This window comes from Fulvivirga sp. AWR4_260 (genome assembly GCF_056158185.1).
Genome location: NZ_JBSWSU010000015.1, coordinates 1,601,849 through 1,617,497 on the forward strand (window position 1 = coordinate 1,601,849; position 15,649 = coordinate 1,617,497).

Here is a 15,649-nt window from a genome sequence, read left to right on the forward strand (position 1 = left end):
TTGATAAGATTCCATCCATAGATAGATTATGAGTGATAATAAAAAGACGTACTGGAAAGGTATTGAGCAATTATCGAATGATCCTGATTTCGTAAAAAACGCAAATAGCGAATTTCCTGAATTCCTTCCAATAAATAAAAATAGTGAAGAGGGTGGAGGAAGTAGCAGAAGAGACTTCCTTAAAATGATGGGTTTTGGCGTTGCAGCTGTTTCGTTAGCAGCATGTGAGGCTCCTATCAGAAAGGCCATTCCTTATGTTAATAAGCCTGTTGATGTGGATCCTGGTGTTCCTAATTATTATGCATCAACATACGTTAACGGAGGAGATTACTGCAGCATTGTAGTAAAAACTCGTGAGGGTAGGCCTATTAAAATAGAAGGTAACAAGTCTTCTAAAATCTCTAAAGGTGGTACTAGCGCTCAAGTGCAAGCTTCAGTGTTAACACTTTATGATAATGAGAGATTAAGAGGTCCTAAGGTAAATGGAAAGAACGGTAAGTGGGAAGACCTTGATAAAGAAGTAATAGCAAAATTAAGTAGCGTAGCTGCTAAGGGAGGTCAAATTAAAATAGTAAGTAATACTATATTAAGCCCTACTACGCTAGATGTAATAGAAGAATTTAAAGCTAAATACCCTACTACGGAACATGTGACTTACGATCCTGTTTCTTATGATGGTATATTAAAAGCTAATGAGGAATCTTTCGGACAGAGAATGATTCCTTCTTATGATTTTAGCAAAGCCGATGTTATTGTAAGTTTCGGAGCTGACTTCTTAGGTACTTGGGTTAACCCAGTAGAGTTTACTCATCAGTACAGTAAGAGTAGACAAGTTGGTGAAGGAAAAAACACTATGTCTAGACATTACCAGTTTGAGGCTAACCTTTCATTAACTGGGGCTAACGCTGATTACAGATTCCCTGTAAAACCTTCTGAAGAGGCTAAATTAGTGGCTGAGCTATATCAGGCATTAGGAAATAAAAAATCTTCTAATGAAGGAATTAATAAAGCGGCTAAAGATTTAAAGAAAGCACAAGGTAAATCATTAGTAGTTTCTGGTTCTAATGATCCTGCAGTTCAGGTTGTAGTAAATGCAATCAATAACTTACTAGGAAGCTACGGAACTACTATAGATGCAGCAACGGCTACCTATTATAAGAAAGGTGACGATACAAAAATGCAAAAGTTTGTATCTGATGCTAAAGCTGGTAGAGTAGGAGCGGTTATTTTCTATAACTGTAACCCACTTTATAACTACTATGGTGCTGAAGATTTAAAAGCAGGCTTATCTAAGATATCCTTAAAAATATCTACATCAGAAAGACCTGATGAAACGGCAAAAGAAGTTGATTTTGTTGCTCCTGACCATCATTTCTTAGAGTCATGGAGTGATGCTGAACCTAAAGCAGGAACATTCAGCTTTATCCAACCGTCAATAACTCCTATTTTCAAGACAAGGCAAGTACAAGAAAGCTTATTAACATGGGCAGGTGTAGAAATTGAAGATTACTACACTTACTTAACTAAGGCTTGGGCAGCTAAAGGAGTTAGTGATTTTGACGAAGTATTATATGAAGGCATTTATGAAACAGCCAAAACAACTACCACAGAAGAAGGTGATGTAGTGGCTACAGCTGCTGCAGTATCATTTGCTGGTAATGTTAGTGGAGCTATAAGTGCTATCAACAAAAATTATAAAGCCTCTGGTTTAGAATTGGCTCTTTACCAAAAAGTAGGTTTAGGTCATGGAGATCAGGCTAATAACCCTTGGTTACAAGAACTTCCTGATCCTGTAACCAAAACTACTTGGGATAATTACCTTACTGTTTCTCAAAAATGGGCATCAGAAAATGGTGTTGAATCATTTGAGGGTAAAACAAGTATGGCCAAGCTTACTGTAAATGGTAAGTCTGTTACTCTACCTATCTTAATTCAACCTGGACAGGCCGATGGTTCTGTAGGTTTAGCAATAGGATACGGAAGAACAAGTGCAGGAAAAGTGGCTAATGGAGTAGGTACTGATGCCTTCCCTTATGTGGGTACTTTAAACGGAACAGCCTTCTATAATGTATTAGGCGGTGTAGCTGTAGAAGTATTATCAGAGACTTACCAAGTAGCTCAAACACAAACTCACCAAACTTATATGGGACGTGAGAATGTGATACAAGAAACAGTACTTTCAGAATACCAAAAAGATAATAGCGCTGGTCGTTATCACCCAGAGGTGTCTACATGGCAGTCAGAAAATGGTAAGGTGGCATCTGGAGCATTAAGCTTATGGAAAGGTCATGAGTATAACAACCACCATTGGGGACTTGCTATAGACTTAAATACTTGTACAGGTTGTAGTGCATGTGTGGTATCATGTCACTCAGAAAACAACGTACCGGTAGTAGGTCGTCAAGAAGTAATTAACAGAAGAGATATGCACTGGTTACGTATCGATAGATACTACAGCAGTGATGCAGCTCCTAATGATTTAGAAGGATTGGAAAAAGCAGCAGCTAACCCTGAAGTTACTTTCCAACCAATGATGTGTCAGCACTGTAACAATGCTCCTTGTGAGACTGTATGTCCAGTAGCTGCTACTTCGCATAGTACAGAAGGTCTTAACCAGATGACTTATAACAGATGTATTGGTACAAGATATTGTGCTAACAACTGTCCTTATAAAGTAAGAAGATTCAACTGGTTCAAGTATCATGACAATGCTAACTTCGAAGGAGTTAACAGTGCTATGAACTCTGATTTAGGTAAAATGGTATTGAACCCTGACGTAACTGTAAGGTCAAGAGGTGTAATGGAGAAGTGTTCTATGTGTGTTCAAAGAATACAATATGGAAAACTTGAAGCGAAGAAAGAAGGAAGAAGACCTGTTGACGGTGAAATAGAAACTGCATGTTCAAGCTCTTGTACAGCAGGTGCTATCGTGTTTGGTGATATGAAAGATGAGAATAGCAGAATCTTTAAGTTATTGAAGATTAAGCAGAAGGAAGAGAATTACATCACTGAAAGTGAAATTCATAACCCTAGAGCATACCATGTATTGGAAGAGCTAGGTGTAAGACCTAATGTTACTTATTTGACTAAGATCAGAAATAAGGATTTAGGAGATAAAACAACAGCTTAATAAATTAAAGTTAACTGGCAACAGGGGACTATAACTGATAAATAATTTTAACGAAGAGAATATGCAAGTTACTTCATCCGTTCGCGAACCATTAGTAACCGGTGGAAAAACCGTTCACGATGTTACGGAAGATATCTGCAGACAAGTAGAAGGGAAACCAACTACATCATGGATGCTTGGTATGGCCATATCATTGGCCACACTTTGTGTCGGTGCTTATGCTGTATTCATGTTATTATGGGAAGGTATAGGTGTCTGGGGATTAAATAAAACAGTAGGATGGGCCTGGGATATCACCAACTTCGTATGGTGGGTAGGTATCGGTCACGCAGGAACACTTATTTCTGCAATCCTTTTATTATTCAGACAGAAATGGAGAATGTCTATTAACCGAGCTGCTGAGGCGATGACTATTTTTGCGGTTATCTGTGCGGCATGTTTCCCTGGTTTGCACATGGGACGTCTATGGTTAGGATTTTACTGGGCACTACCATTACCTAACGCATTTGGTTCGTTATGGGTAAACTTTAACTCACCACTACTATGGGACGTTTTTGCAGTAAGTACTTACTTCACTGTTTCATTAGTATTCTGGTATATTGGTCTTATTCCTGACTTTGCCTCTATTAGAGACAGAGCTACTAATAAGATTTCTAAAATGGCTTACGGAGCATTAAGTATGGGCTGGGATGGAGCCGCTAAAACTTGGATGCGTTACGAAGCTGTATCTTTAATATTAGCAGGTTTAGCAACTCCATTAGTACTTTCTGTACACACTATTGTATCTATGGACTTTGCTACTTCAGTAATACCTGGATGGCACACTACAATCTTCCCTCCATACTTCGTGGCAGGTGCGATTTTCTCAGGGTTCGCCATGGTATTAACATTAATGCTAGTAGTAAGAAGGGCTTTCAAATTAGAAGATTATATAACGATCAACCATATAGAAATGATGAACATCATCATTATCGTAACAGGTTCGATTGTAGGTATAGCTTATATTACTGAGTTCTTCATCGCATGGTATTCAGGTGTTGAAGCTGAACAGTATGCATTTATTAACCGTGCATTTGGTCCTTATTGGTGGGCATATGCTACGATGATGACATGTAACGTAATATCTCCACAGTTATTCTGGTTCAAGAGATTAAGAACAAACATCGCAGCTACATTCATCTTATCAATTGTAGTAAACATTGGTATGTGGTTCGAGCGTTTTGTAATTATCGTTACATCATTACACAGAGACTTCTTGCCTTCTAGCTGGGCAATGTTCTATCCTACGATTTATGACGTAGGGGTATATTTGTTTACTTTTGGTTTGTTCTTTACTCTTTTCTTACTTTTCTGTAAGTTCTTCCCTGTAATCAACATGGCCGAAGTGAAGAGTATTATCAAGTCATCATCTTTAAAAAGGAATAAATAAATGGAGAGCAATAAAAACTTTGTATTAGGAATTTATGATGATGAAGATGTTCTCTTAAGTGCCGTTAAGAAGGTTCGAGAGAGCGGAGTCAAAATAAAGGAAGTATATTCACCTTTTCCTGTTCACGGGTTAGATGAAGTATTAGGCTATGAAAGAACAAGGTTACCAAGAGTAGCATTCATGTTTGGCCTATTAGGAACTTCTTTGGCATTAACAATGCAATTTTGGATGTTAGGTTATGACTGGCCAATGATTATAGGTGGTAAGAACTTTGTTTCTTTACCTCCATTCATTCCTGTTACATTTGAGTTAACAGTACTTTTATCAGCTTTAGGTATGGTAGGTACTTTTATGATCATTAGTAACTTGAAACCATATGGCAAGGCTAACTTATTAGATATTAGAATTACTGATGATAAGCATGTAATGGCAATAGATTTGGCCAGCAACAAGCTTAGTCAGGATGATATCAAATCCATAATAGCGGATACAGGTGCTGCTGAGGTTAATTATAAAGAAGTAAAATAGGAATATCAATTATAGCATGAATATATATAGACATATAAAATTTGCTTTTGGTTTGGCATTGGGCGCTTCTTTAGTGTCGTGTGCGGCTGGAGGCGATGACCAAGGATTTGAATATGCTCCGAATATGTATCATTCTACTCCTTATGAACCATTATCGCAGATAGTGGATAAGGATGCTGGTACAATGGCAGAAGCACTGGATGCTGTAGAGGATGGTCATGGTGAATATTACAATTCAAACCCATTGAACCCAAATGGAATGACTATGAGGGTACCACCGGCACATACAGTAGCTAGAAATAAGAATGGTTTTTTACCATACCGTATTCCTAAAGACAGTTTAGAGTACGCATCTAGGACTTTAAAGAATCCATTAGCGGATACAAAAGAGGTATTAGAAGATGGTCACCAGTTATTCAATAGATTTTGTGAACACTGTCATGGCGGAGCCGGAAAAGGTGATGGTTTAGTAGCAGAGAAGTTTGCTGGTGTGGCTAACCTAACAGGTGCCGCTTACCAAGATATAACTGAAGGACATATTTTTCACGTGATTACTTGGGGTAAAGGAAGAATGGGAGCACATGCTTCTCAGCTTAGCCCTGAAGAAAGATGGAAAATAGCTAAGTTTGTTAAAACCCTTCAAAAGTAATTAGTTTAAATGCTTAAGGCATAAAATGCAAATTGAAATGACTGAAGAAAGATTTTCCTTTACCTCTGGAGCGAGAAAGACTTTAATGATAGTCGGAATTGTAGGCGTAGTTCTTCTTATTATTGGCGCTATCGCTAATATGGGAGGTGGTCACGGACATGGTGACGAGCATGCAATGATCGATACAAATAATACCAGCTTATTGGCCAATGCTGATGATGAGCATACAGGGTCGGCACATGCAGAGCATGGAGCTGAAGCTGGTGAGCACGAAGCTCACGCTGGTGGCGAGCATCACGAATCACCAGTATGGATTAGAAAAATATGGACTAACTTATGGATCAATAATGTATACTTTGCAGGGCTCGGTATAATTGGATTGTTCTTTGTGGCAATACAATATGCGGCTCAGGCTGGTTGGTCTGTAGGATTTAAGAGAGTATCATTAGCTATGGCACATTGGTTACCAATTGCCGGTGTTTTAATGGTAATTTCTTGGTTCTTGGTTAAGTCTGATGTTTTCCACTGGACGCATGCAGATCTTTACGGAGAGCACGGTGATGAAATTATTAAAGGTAAAGCAGGTTTATGGTACTGGCCGTTAGCGGGAGGTACTTTTCCTATCTTCTACCTAGTAAGAATGATTTTGTTCTTTGGACTATGGTTCATGTTCTTTAAGTATATTAAAAAGGAGATGCTTGAAGAAGATATTAACGGTGGTGTTAAACACTGGAATAAGGCAAGATATTATTCTGCAGTATTTTTAGTAATATTCGCTGTATCATCTTCTATAGCGGCTTGGGACTGGGTAATGTCAGTGGATCCACACTGGTATAGTACCATGTTCGGTTGGTATGTGTTTGCTAGCTGGTGGGTTACAGGGTTATCTGTGATAGCTTTGATCACTGTATTGTTAAAGCAAAATGGATATCTTTCTATCATTAATGCTAACCACTTACACGACATTGGTAAATTCATATTTGGGTTTAGTATTTTCTGGACTTACATTTGGTTCTCTCAATTCTTATTGATTTACTATGCTAACATTCCTGAAGAAGCAGTTTACTTCATTCAACGTTTAGATTCGCATAATTACTCTTGGGTATTTTTCACTAATTTGATATTGAACTTTATACTACCATTCTTCCTTTTAATGACAAGAGATGCGAAAAGACATATGTCTATTCTTAGATTGGTATGTCCTATTATAGTGGTAGGTCACTGGTTTGATTTCTACTTAATGATCACTCCTGGTGTAATGAAAACTGATGGTGGTGTTGGTTTCATTGAAATAGGTATGTTCTTAATATTTGGTGTTGCGTTCTTATTTGTAACGTTAAGTAGCTTAACTAAAGCACCGTTGTTTGCAAAGAACCATCCTATGTTAGAGGAGAGTTTGCATCATCATATATAACTAATTTAGAGAGTATAAAATTTAAGATTAATATATAGGGATATGTTCAACGTAATTATTGCTATAGGTGTCGTTCTTCTTTTGGTCATCCTATTAGTATTATTCAGAATAGGAACACTGGTCAATGTAGTAAAAGGCACGGATAAGAAGGTAGTAGGAGCTAGTAATAAGGTAAATGCCGGCTTATTGTTACTTTTCTGTTTCTTTGCTTTTGGTCTGTTCTTTTGGTATTCATTCACATATTTTGATGACTATACTTTACCAATAGCATCAGAACACGGAAAGTCGGTAGATTTCGCTTTCTGGATTACCATGGCAGCTACAGGTATTGTGTTTGTGTTAACTAACGTTTTATTGTTCGTTTTCAGTTACAAGTATCAGTATAAAGAAGGAGCAAGAGGTAAGTTTTACCCAGATAACACCAAGCTTGAAATTGCGTGGACAGTTGTTCCTGCAGTTGTTTTGGCTGCGTTAGTATTAACGGGTTTAAAAGCTTGGAATAATATTACAGCGAAGGCTTCAGATGATGCTGAGGTAGTAGAAGTAATGGGTTATCAGTTTGCCTGGGGTGTAAGATACCCGGGTTTAAAAGATGGCAAGTTAGGTGATTATGATTATAGATTAATTGATGCCAGTAATCAGTTTGGTATTGATTTAACTGACGAAAATTCTTATGATGATTTTATGCCATTAGAACTTCACATCCCTAAAGGGAAAGAAGTATTATTGAAAATCAGAGCAAGAGACGTTATTCATAGTGTATTTATGCCTCACTTCAGAGTTAAAATGGATGCTGTACCTGGTATGCCTACTAGGTTTAAGTTTACTCCAACTAAAAGTACTGAAGATATGAGGACTGAATTGGGAGATCCTGAATTTGATTACTTTATTACATGTACTGAGATATGTGGTAGAGGTCACTTTTCTATGAAGCTTAAAGTAGTGGTAGATGAGCCTGAGGCTTATGAAGCTTGGAAGGCTGAGCAGCCTACTTGGTTAAGCTTAAATGAGGATTACTTGGAAAAAGTACCTGAGGATAAAAGAGAGCTAGCTAAGATTAAAGCTGGAATAGAAGAAAAGGAAGAAAATACAGAAATTGAAGCTTCATTATAAGTTAAAATATTATGGCAACTGCTGATTTACATATTACAGAAGAAACACATCATGGAGGTCATGACCATGAGGAGCATCATGGTAATTTCCTGACCACGTACATATTCAGTATGGACCATAAAATGATTGCCAAGCAATACCTGCTTACAGGTATTTTCTGGGCTTTGATTGGTGGTTCATTATCTATCATATTTAGATTACAATTGGGTTTTCCTGATGCTGAACTAGGTTGGCTAAAACCTATTTTGGGTGAATGGATTACTCCAGAAGGTAAAATAGACCCTGAGTTTTATTTGGCCTTAGTTACAATGCACGGTACTATTATGGTATTTTTTGTATTGACTGCTGGTCTTTCAGGAACCTTCTCTAACTTTTTAATACCATTACAAATTGGAGCCCGTGATATGGCCTCTGGTTTTATGAATATGTTATCATACTGGTTCTTCTTTTTGTCTAGTGTGGTAATGTTTGCTTCATTGTTTATCGAAACAGGACCAGCATCAGGTGGTTGGGTTATTTACCCTCCATTAAGTGCATTGCCTCAGGCTGTTAACGGTTCAGGTTTAGGTATGACAATGTGGTTGGTAGCCATGGCATTATTTATTGTCTCTAGTTTACTAGGAGGTATTAATTACATTGCTACGGTAATTAACTTGAGAACAAATGGCATGTCATTTTCTAGATTGCCATTAACAATATGGGCGTTGTTCATTACAGCGGTAATTGGTTTATTATCATTCCCAGTATTATTTGCAGCAGCTTTATTATTAATTTTCGATAGAAGTTTCGGAACAAGTTTCTTCTTGTCTGATATATACATTAATGGTGAAGCATTACCTAACCAAGGTGGTAGCCCTGTTTTATTCCAGCACTTGTTCTGGTTCTTAGGACACCCTGAAGTGTATATCGTATTATTACCTGCTTTAGGTATTACTTCCGAAGTAATTGCTACGAATTCTAGAAAACCAATATTTGGATATAAGGCGATGGTAGGATCTATACTCTTCATTGCAATATTATCTTTCGTAGTATGGGCTCACCATATGTTCGTTTCAGGTATGAATCCTTTCTTAGGATCAGTATTTATGCTATTAACATTGATTATTGCTGTTCCTTCTGCGGTTAAGGTGTTTAACTACTTAACTACATTGTGGAGAGGTAATATTCGATTTACTCCTGCCATGTTATTTGCCATTGGTCTTGTTTCATTCTTTATCTCTGGTGGTTTAACAGGTATTTTCTTAGGAAACTCTGCTATTGATATTCAGTTACATGATACGTATTTCGTTGTGGCTCACTTCCACTTAGTAATGGGTAGTGCATCTTTCTTCGGTATGATATGTGGTGTTTATCACTGGTTCCCTAAAATGTTTGGTAGAATGATGGATAACAGATTAGGTTATATCCACTTCTGGTTAACATTTGTAGGTGTTTACATGGTATTCTTCCCAATGCACTATATCGGTATCGCTGGTTATCCTAGAAGGTATTATTCTTTCACTAACTTTGATACATTGAACGCATTTACTGATTTGAATATGTTTGTTAGTATAGCTGCTATTCTAACATTTACATCTCAGTTGGTATTTGTATTCAACTTCTTCTACAGCATGTTTAAAGGAAGAAAAGCATCAGCGAACCCATGGCAAGCCAATACACTTGAATGGACTACTCCTGTAGTACCAGGACATGGTAACTGGCCAGGAGCAATACCTCAAGTTTATCGTTGGCCTTATGATTATAGTAAGCCAGGTGCTCCAGAGGATTTTATCCCTCAGCATATTCCATTTTCTATGACTCCTGAATCTAACTTACCTCATGAAAATGACATGATTAAGTTAGAAAAGGATAATGATGTGAAAGTGGTTGTTGATGACAACAAAGGACATTAATATAAAAAGTAGGTACAGACTGATCAAAAAGGTCAGTCTGGCTACTTTAATAGCAATATACGTTCTGATCCTCGTAGGAGGGATAGTTCGTAGTTCGGGTTCAGGAATGGGATGCCCAGATTGGCCTAAATGTTTTGGTAATTATATACCTCCAACAGATGCCTCTGAATTACCCTCAGACTATAAAGAAATCTATTCTGCCAAAAGGGCGAAGAAGAATATTAAGTTTGCCAAGTATCTTTCTGCTATAGGATTCGATGAATCTGCCCAAAAAATACTTGATGATGCATCTATTCTTCATGAATCAGATTTTAATAAATACAGAACCTGGACAGAATATGTAAACAGATTAGTAGGAGTGACTATAGGTTTTTTAATACTTGCTACTTTTATTGTTTCTTTGAAATTTTGGAAAACGGACCCACCAATATTTGTTTGTGCTTTGTCATCGTTAATATTGGTAGTGTTTCAAGCTTGGACGGGCTCAATAGTAGTTTCTACTAATTTGGTACCATGGACTATTACATTTCATATGCTGTTGGCTATCGTAATAGTAGCATTGCTGGCATATATTGTTAATAAGACCTCTAATGAAGGTTTAAACATCAGCCGTGGTAAAGGCATTATCGAATTTGTTTTGATTATGTGCCTTATTTTGAGCTTAGTACAAATAATATTAGGAACTCAGGTAAGAGAAAATGTTGATGTAGTGGCATCTTCTTTTGATTACAAAGAGCGTAATCTTTGGATAGAAAATTTAGGTGTCGATTTTATCATACATAGATCTTTTAGTTGGGTAGTGTTGATTTTGCATGTTTTACTTTTTATACAATTACGTAAAAATGCTGCATTGTCAAAATTAAGTTATGGACTATTTAGTGTAGTCTTCATAGCTATTGTTTCGGGTGTAACCATGGCATATTTAGGTATACCAGCATTTGTACAACCGATACATTTATTATTGGGAACTCTAATTTTCGGTATACAGTTTTTACTGTTCTTAAAAATTAGATCTAACAATACGGATAAATTACAATATGATAGTTAATAACGCTTATAAAATCGCCTTGATAACAGAGAAGCTGAGATGTTATGTTGAGTTATTGAAGATGAGACTCTCGTTCTTAGTGGCATTTTCTTGCGGGTTTGGTTATATTTTAGGTGCAAAGTCGGCCGTTAATTGGATCGACCTGTTAATGTTATGTTTTGGGGGATTTTTAATTTCTGGAGCTTCAATTACGATAAACCAAATTATTGAAAAGGACCTGGATAAGTTAATGTCCAGAACAATGAATCGTCCTTTGCCTACCAATAAAGTATCAGTTAACGAAGCCATTATATTTTCGGCATTCATAGGTTTAACTGGTTTAGGTATTTTGTCATTATATGCCAATGGGTTGACCGTATGGCTTTCTGTATTATCAATGATACTCTATAGCTTTGTGTACACTCCATTAAAAAGAGTGGGACCTATAGCGGTATTTGTAGGAGCTATTCCTGGTGCTTTGCCTCCATTATTAGGTTGGACAGCGGCTACTGGCAGTATCACTTACGAAGCATTGATTATCTTTGGTATTCAGTTTATATGGCAATTCCCTCATTTTTGGGCTATTGCATGGGTAGCGGATGAAGATTACAAAAAAGCGGGATTTAAATTATTACCTAGTGGCGGCAAAAAAGATCTTAACACTGCGGTGCAGATAATGATATATACATTGTTTTTAATACCATTGGGATTATTACCAGCTAAATTCGGAATTACAGGAATTGATTCTGCAATAGTGGTAACCATCTCTGGGGTATTATTTTTATCGCAAACATTTTCTTTGATGAGACACGGTAATAGGAAGTCGGCATTAAGAATAATGTTCGGATCGTTTTTATATTTGCCAATAGTTCAAATAGCTTATTTGTTAGATAAAGTATAAGGAGGGGACATGGATACAACAGCGAATATTAAGATAGTAGAAAGTGCCAAGAAGCCTTTGGGGATGCATCCTCAAAAGTTTGCTTTGTGGTTATTTTTAATAACAGTAACGATGATCTTTATATCACTTACTAGTGCGTATATTGTTCGTCAGGCCGAGGGTAATTGGACTATGTTTGAGTTGCCAAGTGCCTTATGGGTTACTACAGGTATTATATTTTTAAGCAGTATTAGCATGCACTGGGCATACTTGGCTGCTAAAAAGGATAATTTAAGTATTGTTAAAATAGCGGTGGTAATTACTGCTGTTCTAGGCCTTTTGTTTACTGCCGGCCAGGTGTATAGCTGGAAGGAGCTCAGTGATCAAGGTTTATATTTTGTGTCTAATGATGTATCAGTATCTTTTTTGATAGTGCTTACATTTTTACACGCAGTGCACTTAGTCAGTGCCATTATTGTACTAATTGTATTATTAGTTTCCACCTTTAAGTATAAAGTGCATTCCAAGAATTTAACCAGAATTCAGATGTGCTCTACCTACTGGCATTTTTTAGATGCATTGTGGATTTATTTGTTTATATTTTTATTATTGAATCATAATTAGAGATTTAAAAAGTCATTATGTCAACTACCGCACAGACGATTGATAGCCCAAAAGGAAATATTTGGGATGGTGGTCAGTCACCGTTAAAGGCAAGTTATGGAAAACTAATGATGTGGTTTTTCTTGCTTTCCGATGCATTTACGTTTTCTGCTTTATTAATTACCTACGGACTTGTTCGCTCTGCTCATAAGGCGTACGAAGGTCCTATGGATGCGTTTACATTTTCTAAGGAATACTGGCCTGTGCCGGAAAAGGTATTTAACGCTGTACCATTTTTACATGGTGTAGATTTACCTTTGGTATTCGTAGGTATAATGACATTTATACTTATTATGAGTAGTGTAACTATGGTATTGGCTGTAGAGGCAGGCCATAGAATGGACCGTAAAGATGTAGAGAAATGGATGCTTTGGACAATCATAGGAGGTTTAGTTTTCTTAGGTTGTCAGGCTTGGGAGTGGTCTCACTATATAATTGGTACTGAAAGTGGTACTGTAATGAAGTTTTTAGAGAATGGAAGCTGGGTAGAAAAGACGATTTTTGGAGCTAATTTGTCAGTTAACCAATATGGTCCTTCTGATTTCTCTGCATTCTTCTTCTTTATTACAGGATTTCACGGAACGCACGTATTCAGTGGGGTTGTTTTAAACTTCCTTATCTATTATAACACTGTAAGAGGAGTATATGACAGAAGAGGTCATTATGAAATGGTTGAAAAAACCGGTTTATACTGGCACTTTGTGGATCTTGTTTGGGTATTTGTATTTACCTTCTTTTACCTTGTTTAAGTTAGACTTTAAAAATTAATTATAATGCATACTGAAGAAACAACGCATGTGCAGGTTCAGCCTGTAGATAAGGCAAAAGTGAAGAAGATATGGATGACGGCTCTCATCCTTGCTGTTATCACAGCTTTAGAGTTCTTAATAGCGTTTACTGTTCCATTAGAAATGGAAATGCTTAGAATAACTATTTTCGTGGCCATGACTATAGTTAAGGCCGTGTATATAGTTGGAGAATTCATGCACTTAAAATATGAAACTAAGGTTTTAATGTGGTCTATATTGGTGCCATTAGTCTTTATCGTTTGGATGCTTATTGCATTCTTATATGAAGGTATGGCTATATTTGATGTGCGTTATTAAAGCTTAGAAAAAATATATTCAAATATATAAGGCTAGTGTGTGAACTCTAGCCTTATTTTGTATCTGCACTTAGGAGATGAAGAATAGAATCATACAATTTAGTTTTTTAGTTATAATGCTGGTAATACCAGTAGCGATTTTTATTTTTTTAAAATTATTCGGTTCTAATAAGTTTGATATCCCTGTCTATTACACTGATGCCGATCAGTCCATAACCAAGCGCTGTACTGACCTGAAATTTCCTTATAAAGTAGAAGGTGTTAAGAAGGCTACTTTAGTCTATTTTTATAGTAACACTAATGATCAGGTGCACGAGTTAGAAAATGAATGGCTGAGGTTTGAAGATACCTTTGAAGGAGCTGTTCCTGAATTAATAATTTATAGTCGTGTGGCAGTAAAGTCTGAGGTTCTTGGAGATTTTGTTAAAGTAAGTGATCAAGAGTATAGAAACTTACTTACCTGCAAATACCTATCGCCTGCAAGTAGGAAATTTATCTTAATTGATACACATGGACAAATTAGGGGGTATTATGACCGAGATTTGGATGAACAAGATAGAATGATTGTTGAATTAAAAATTCTTATAGAGAATGGAGACAATAAATAAAGAGGTCAAATACAAAAAGTTAATAGTTACGCTATCTATAGTAATACCTGTGGCGGTGGCAGTGCTATTTAAAGTTAGAATAGAAGGTGTTGATTTGTCGTTTTTGCCTCCTATTTATGCTGGTGTAAATGGCGTAACAGCTATTTTGTTAATGGCTGGTTTTGTTGCTATTAGAAGAAATAATGTGAGCTTACACAATGGATTAATGAAGCTCTGTATTGGGTTGTCAGCAGCATTTTTGGTGATGTACGTGTTATATCATATGACTAGTGATTCTACGGCATTTGGCGGGGAAGGAACCATCAAATATATTTATTATTTCATATTAGTGACACATATTGTGCTGTCTATTGCAGTAATCCCATTAGTACTTTTTACTTTTGTAAGAGCATTAGCCGAGCGTTTTGATAGACACAGAAAGTTGGCAAGAATTACCTTTCCTATTTGGCTTTATGTAGCGATTACCGGAGTGGTAGTTTATATTATGATTAGTCCTTATTATGTCTAATTAAGAACGTTAGATTCATTATTCACGTTAATATTTTATGATGAGTAAGCTTATAAAATTAATATACAGCATAGGTCTACTAATGATATTCTCCATTGGTTCATCTTATGCACAGTGTGCCATGTGTAGAGCCACTGTAGAAAATAATGTAAGTAATGGAGATGTAGGAATAGGCGCAGGGCTTAATTTTGGCATTTTATATTTATTTGTAGCTCCTTACATATTGATAGGTACGGTGGCATATTTATGGTACAAACGAAGTAAAGCTGATGCAAAAAAAGAGCAGTATAAGCGCCATGTTGCATGGTAAATGCCCTCGATGTAGAGAAGGTAATATGTTTAAACATGCGGCTTTTAATGTAAAACACTTTGCTGATATGCATGAAGATTGCCCTAAGTGTGGGTTGCATTATGAGCGTGAGCCAGGATTTTTCTTTGGAGCTATGTACGTAAGCTATGCCTTTTCTGTGGCCATATTTGTAACAGTAGGAGTTGCGCTTAGTGTTTTGGGTGATTTTGGCCTACTTACCTATATTCTCACCACTACATTCACGGTAATGGCTTTATTACCCGTGCTGTTTAGGTATTCAAGAATACTTTTCCTTTATGGCTTTGGGGGTGTAGGTTACGATCCTGATTATGATAATAATTCTAAATGATTATATTTAGTGTGATCTAAATAATTCATTCATATTGCATCATA

16 protein-coding genes are annotated in these 15,649 nt (G+C 36.7%); all 16 read left to right on the forward strand.

Going from position 1 to position 15,649, the window contains the following annotated elements; genetic code table 11:
* The first annotated feature begins 28 nt into the window (after positions 1 to 28).
* The 16 genes from ACXACQ_RS13350 (at position 29) to ACXACQ_RS13425 (ending at position 15,605) form a co-directional block, all read left to right on the forward strand.
* The gene (locus ACXACQ_RS13350) at positions 29 to 3,130 is read left to right on the forward strand and encodes a TAT-variant-translocated molybdopterin oxidoreductase (protein WP_474976448.1); all 3,102 of its coding nucleotides are present in this window, start codon (positions 29 to 31) and stop codon (positions 3,128 to 3,130) included.
* Between the two features lie 61 nt (positions 3,131 to 3,191).
* On the forward strand, positions 3,192 to 4,559 hold the full coding sequence (gene nrfD, locus ACXACQ_RS13355) for an NrfD/PsrC family molybdoenzyme membrane anchor subunit (protein ID WP_474976449.1): 1,368 nt from the start codon (positions 3,192 to 3,194) through the stop codon (positions 4,557 to 4,559).
* Positions 4,560 to 5,087: a DUF3341 domain-containing protein gene (locus ACXACQ_RS13360; protein WP_474976450.1), complete on the forward strand. Its 528-nt coding sequence runs from the start codon at positions 4,560 to 4,562 to the stop codon at positions 5,085 to 5,087.
* 16 nt (positions 5,088 to 5,103) lie between these two features.
* On the forward strand, positions 5,104 to 5,736 hold the full coding sequence (locus ACXACQ_RS13365; RefSeq protein WP_474976451.1) for a c-type cytochrome: 633 nt from the start codon (positions 5,104 to 5,106) through the stop codon (positions 5,734 to 5,736).
* A 37-nt stretch (positions 5,737 to 5,773) separates the two neighbouring features.
* Positions 5,774 to 7,150 carry a quinol:cytochrome C oxidoreductase gene (locus ACXACQ_RS13370; RefSeq protein ID WP_474976452.1) on the forward strand — a complete coding sequence of 459 codons (1,377 nt, stop codon included), beginning with the start codon at positions 5,774 to 5,776 and terminating at the stop codon, positions 7,148 to 7,150.
* A gap of 42 nt (positions 7,151 to 7,192) precedes the next feature.
* Positions 7,193 to 8,263, forward strand: a complete 1,071-nt coding sequence (locus tag ACXACQ_RS13375; RefSeq protein ID WP_474976453.1) for a cytochrome c oxidase subunit II — start codon at positions 7,193 to 7,195, stop codon at positions 8,261 to 8,263.
* A gap of 11 nt (positions 8,264 to 8,274) precedes the next feature.
* A complete protein-coding gene (locus ACXACQ_RS13380; protein WP_474976454.1) occupies positions 8,275 to 10,155 on the forward strand; it encodes a cytochrome c oxidase subunit I in 1,881 nt (626 codons plus the stop codon).
* Positions 10,136 to 11,203 carry a COX15/CtaA family protein gene (locus ACXACQ_RS13385; protein ID WP_474976455.1) on the forward strand — a complete coding sequence of 356 codons (1,068 nt, stop codon included), beginning with the start codon at positions 10,136 to 10,138 and terminating at the stop codon, positions 11,201 to 11,203. Before ACXACQ_RS13380 ends, ACXACQ_RS13385 begins: the two co-directional genes overlap by 20 nt.
* Complete coding sequence (gene cyoE / locus ACXACQ_RS13390; protein WP_474976456.1) at positions 11,193 to 12,083, forward strand: heme o synthase; 891 nt, start codon at positions 11,193 to 11,195, stop codon at positions 12,081 to 12,083. Before ACXACQ_RS13385 ends, cyoE begins: the two co-directional genes overlap by 11 nt.
* Positions 12,084 to 12,092: 9 nt before the next feature.
* The gene (locus ACXACQ_RS13395; RefSeq protein ID WP_474976457.1) at positions 12,093 to 12,686 is read left to right on the forward strand and encodes a cytochrome c oxidase subunit 3; all 594 of its coding nucleotides are present in this window, start codon (positions 12,093 to 12,095) and stop codon (positions 12,684 to 12,686) included.
* A 17-nt stretch (positions 12,687 to 12,703) separates the two neighbouring features.
* Positions 12,704 to 13,474, forward strand: a complete 771-nt coding sequence (locus ACXACQ_RS13400) for a cytochrome c oxidase subunit 3 (protein WP_474976458.1) — start codon at positions 12,704 to 12,706, stop codon at positions 13,472 to 13,474.
* Positions 13,475 to 13,498: 24 nt separating this feature from the next.
* Positions 13,499 to 13,831 carry a cytochrome C oxidase subunit IV family protein gene (locus ACXACQ_RS13405; protein WP_474976459.1) on the forward strand — a complete coding sequence of 111 codons (333 nt, stop codon included), beginning with the start codon at positions 13,499 to 13,501 and terminating at the stop codon, positions 13,829 to 13,831.
* 115 nt (positions 13,832 to 13,946) lie between these two features.
* Positions 13,947 to 14,438, forward strand: a complete 492-nt coding sequence (locus ACXACQ_RS13410; RefSeq protein WP_474976460.1) for a hypothetical protein — start codon at positions 13,947 to 13,949, stop codon at positions 14,436 to 14,438.
* A complete protein-coding gene (locus ACXACQ_RS13415) occupies positions 14,422 to 14,946 on the forward strand; it encodes a DUF420 domain-containing protein (protein ID WP_474976461.1) in 525 nt (174 codons plus the stop codon). Before ACXACQ_RS13410 ends, ACXACQ_RS13415 begins: the two co-directional genes overlap by 17 nt.
* A gap of 40 nt (positions 14,947 to 14,986) precedes the next feature.
* Positions 14,987 to 15,256 (forward strand): hypothetical protein, encoded by a 270-nt coding sequence (locus ACXACQ_RS13420; RefSeq protein WP_474976462.1) that lies wholly within the window; start codon positions 14,987 to 14,989, stop codon positions 15,254 to 15,256.
* Entirely contained in the window at positions 15,216 to 15,605 is a 390-nt protein-coding gene (locus ACXACQ_RS13425; protein WP_474976463.1) for a DUF983 domain-containing protein, read from the forward strand. The genes ACXACQ_RS13420 and ACXACQ_RS13425 overlap by 41 nt, the downstream gene beginning before the upstream one ends.
* Positions 15,606 to 15,649 lie beyond the last annotated feature (44 nt).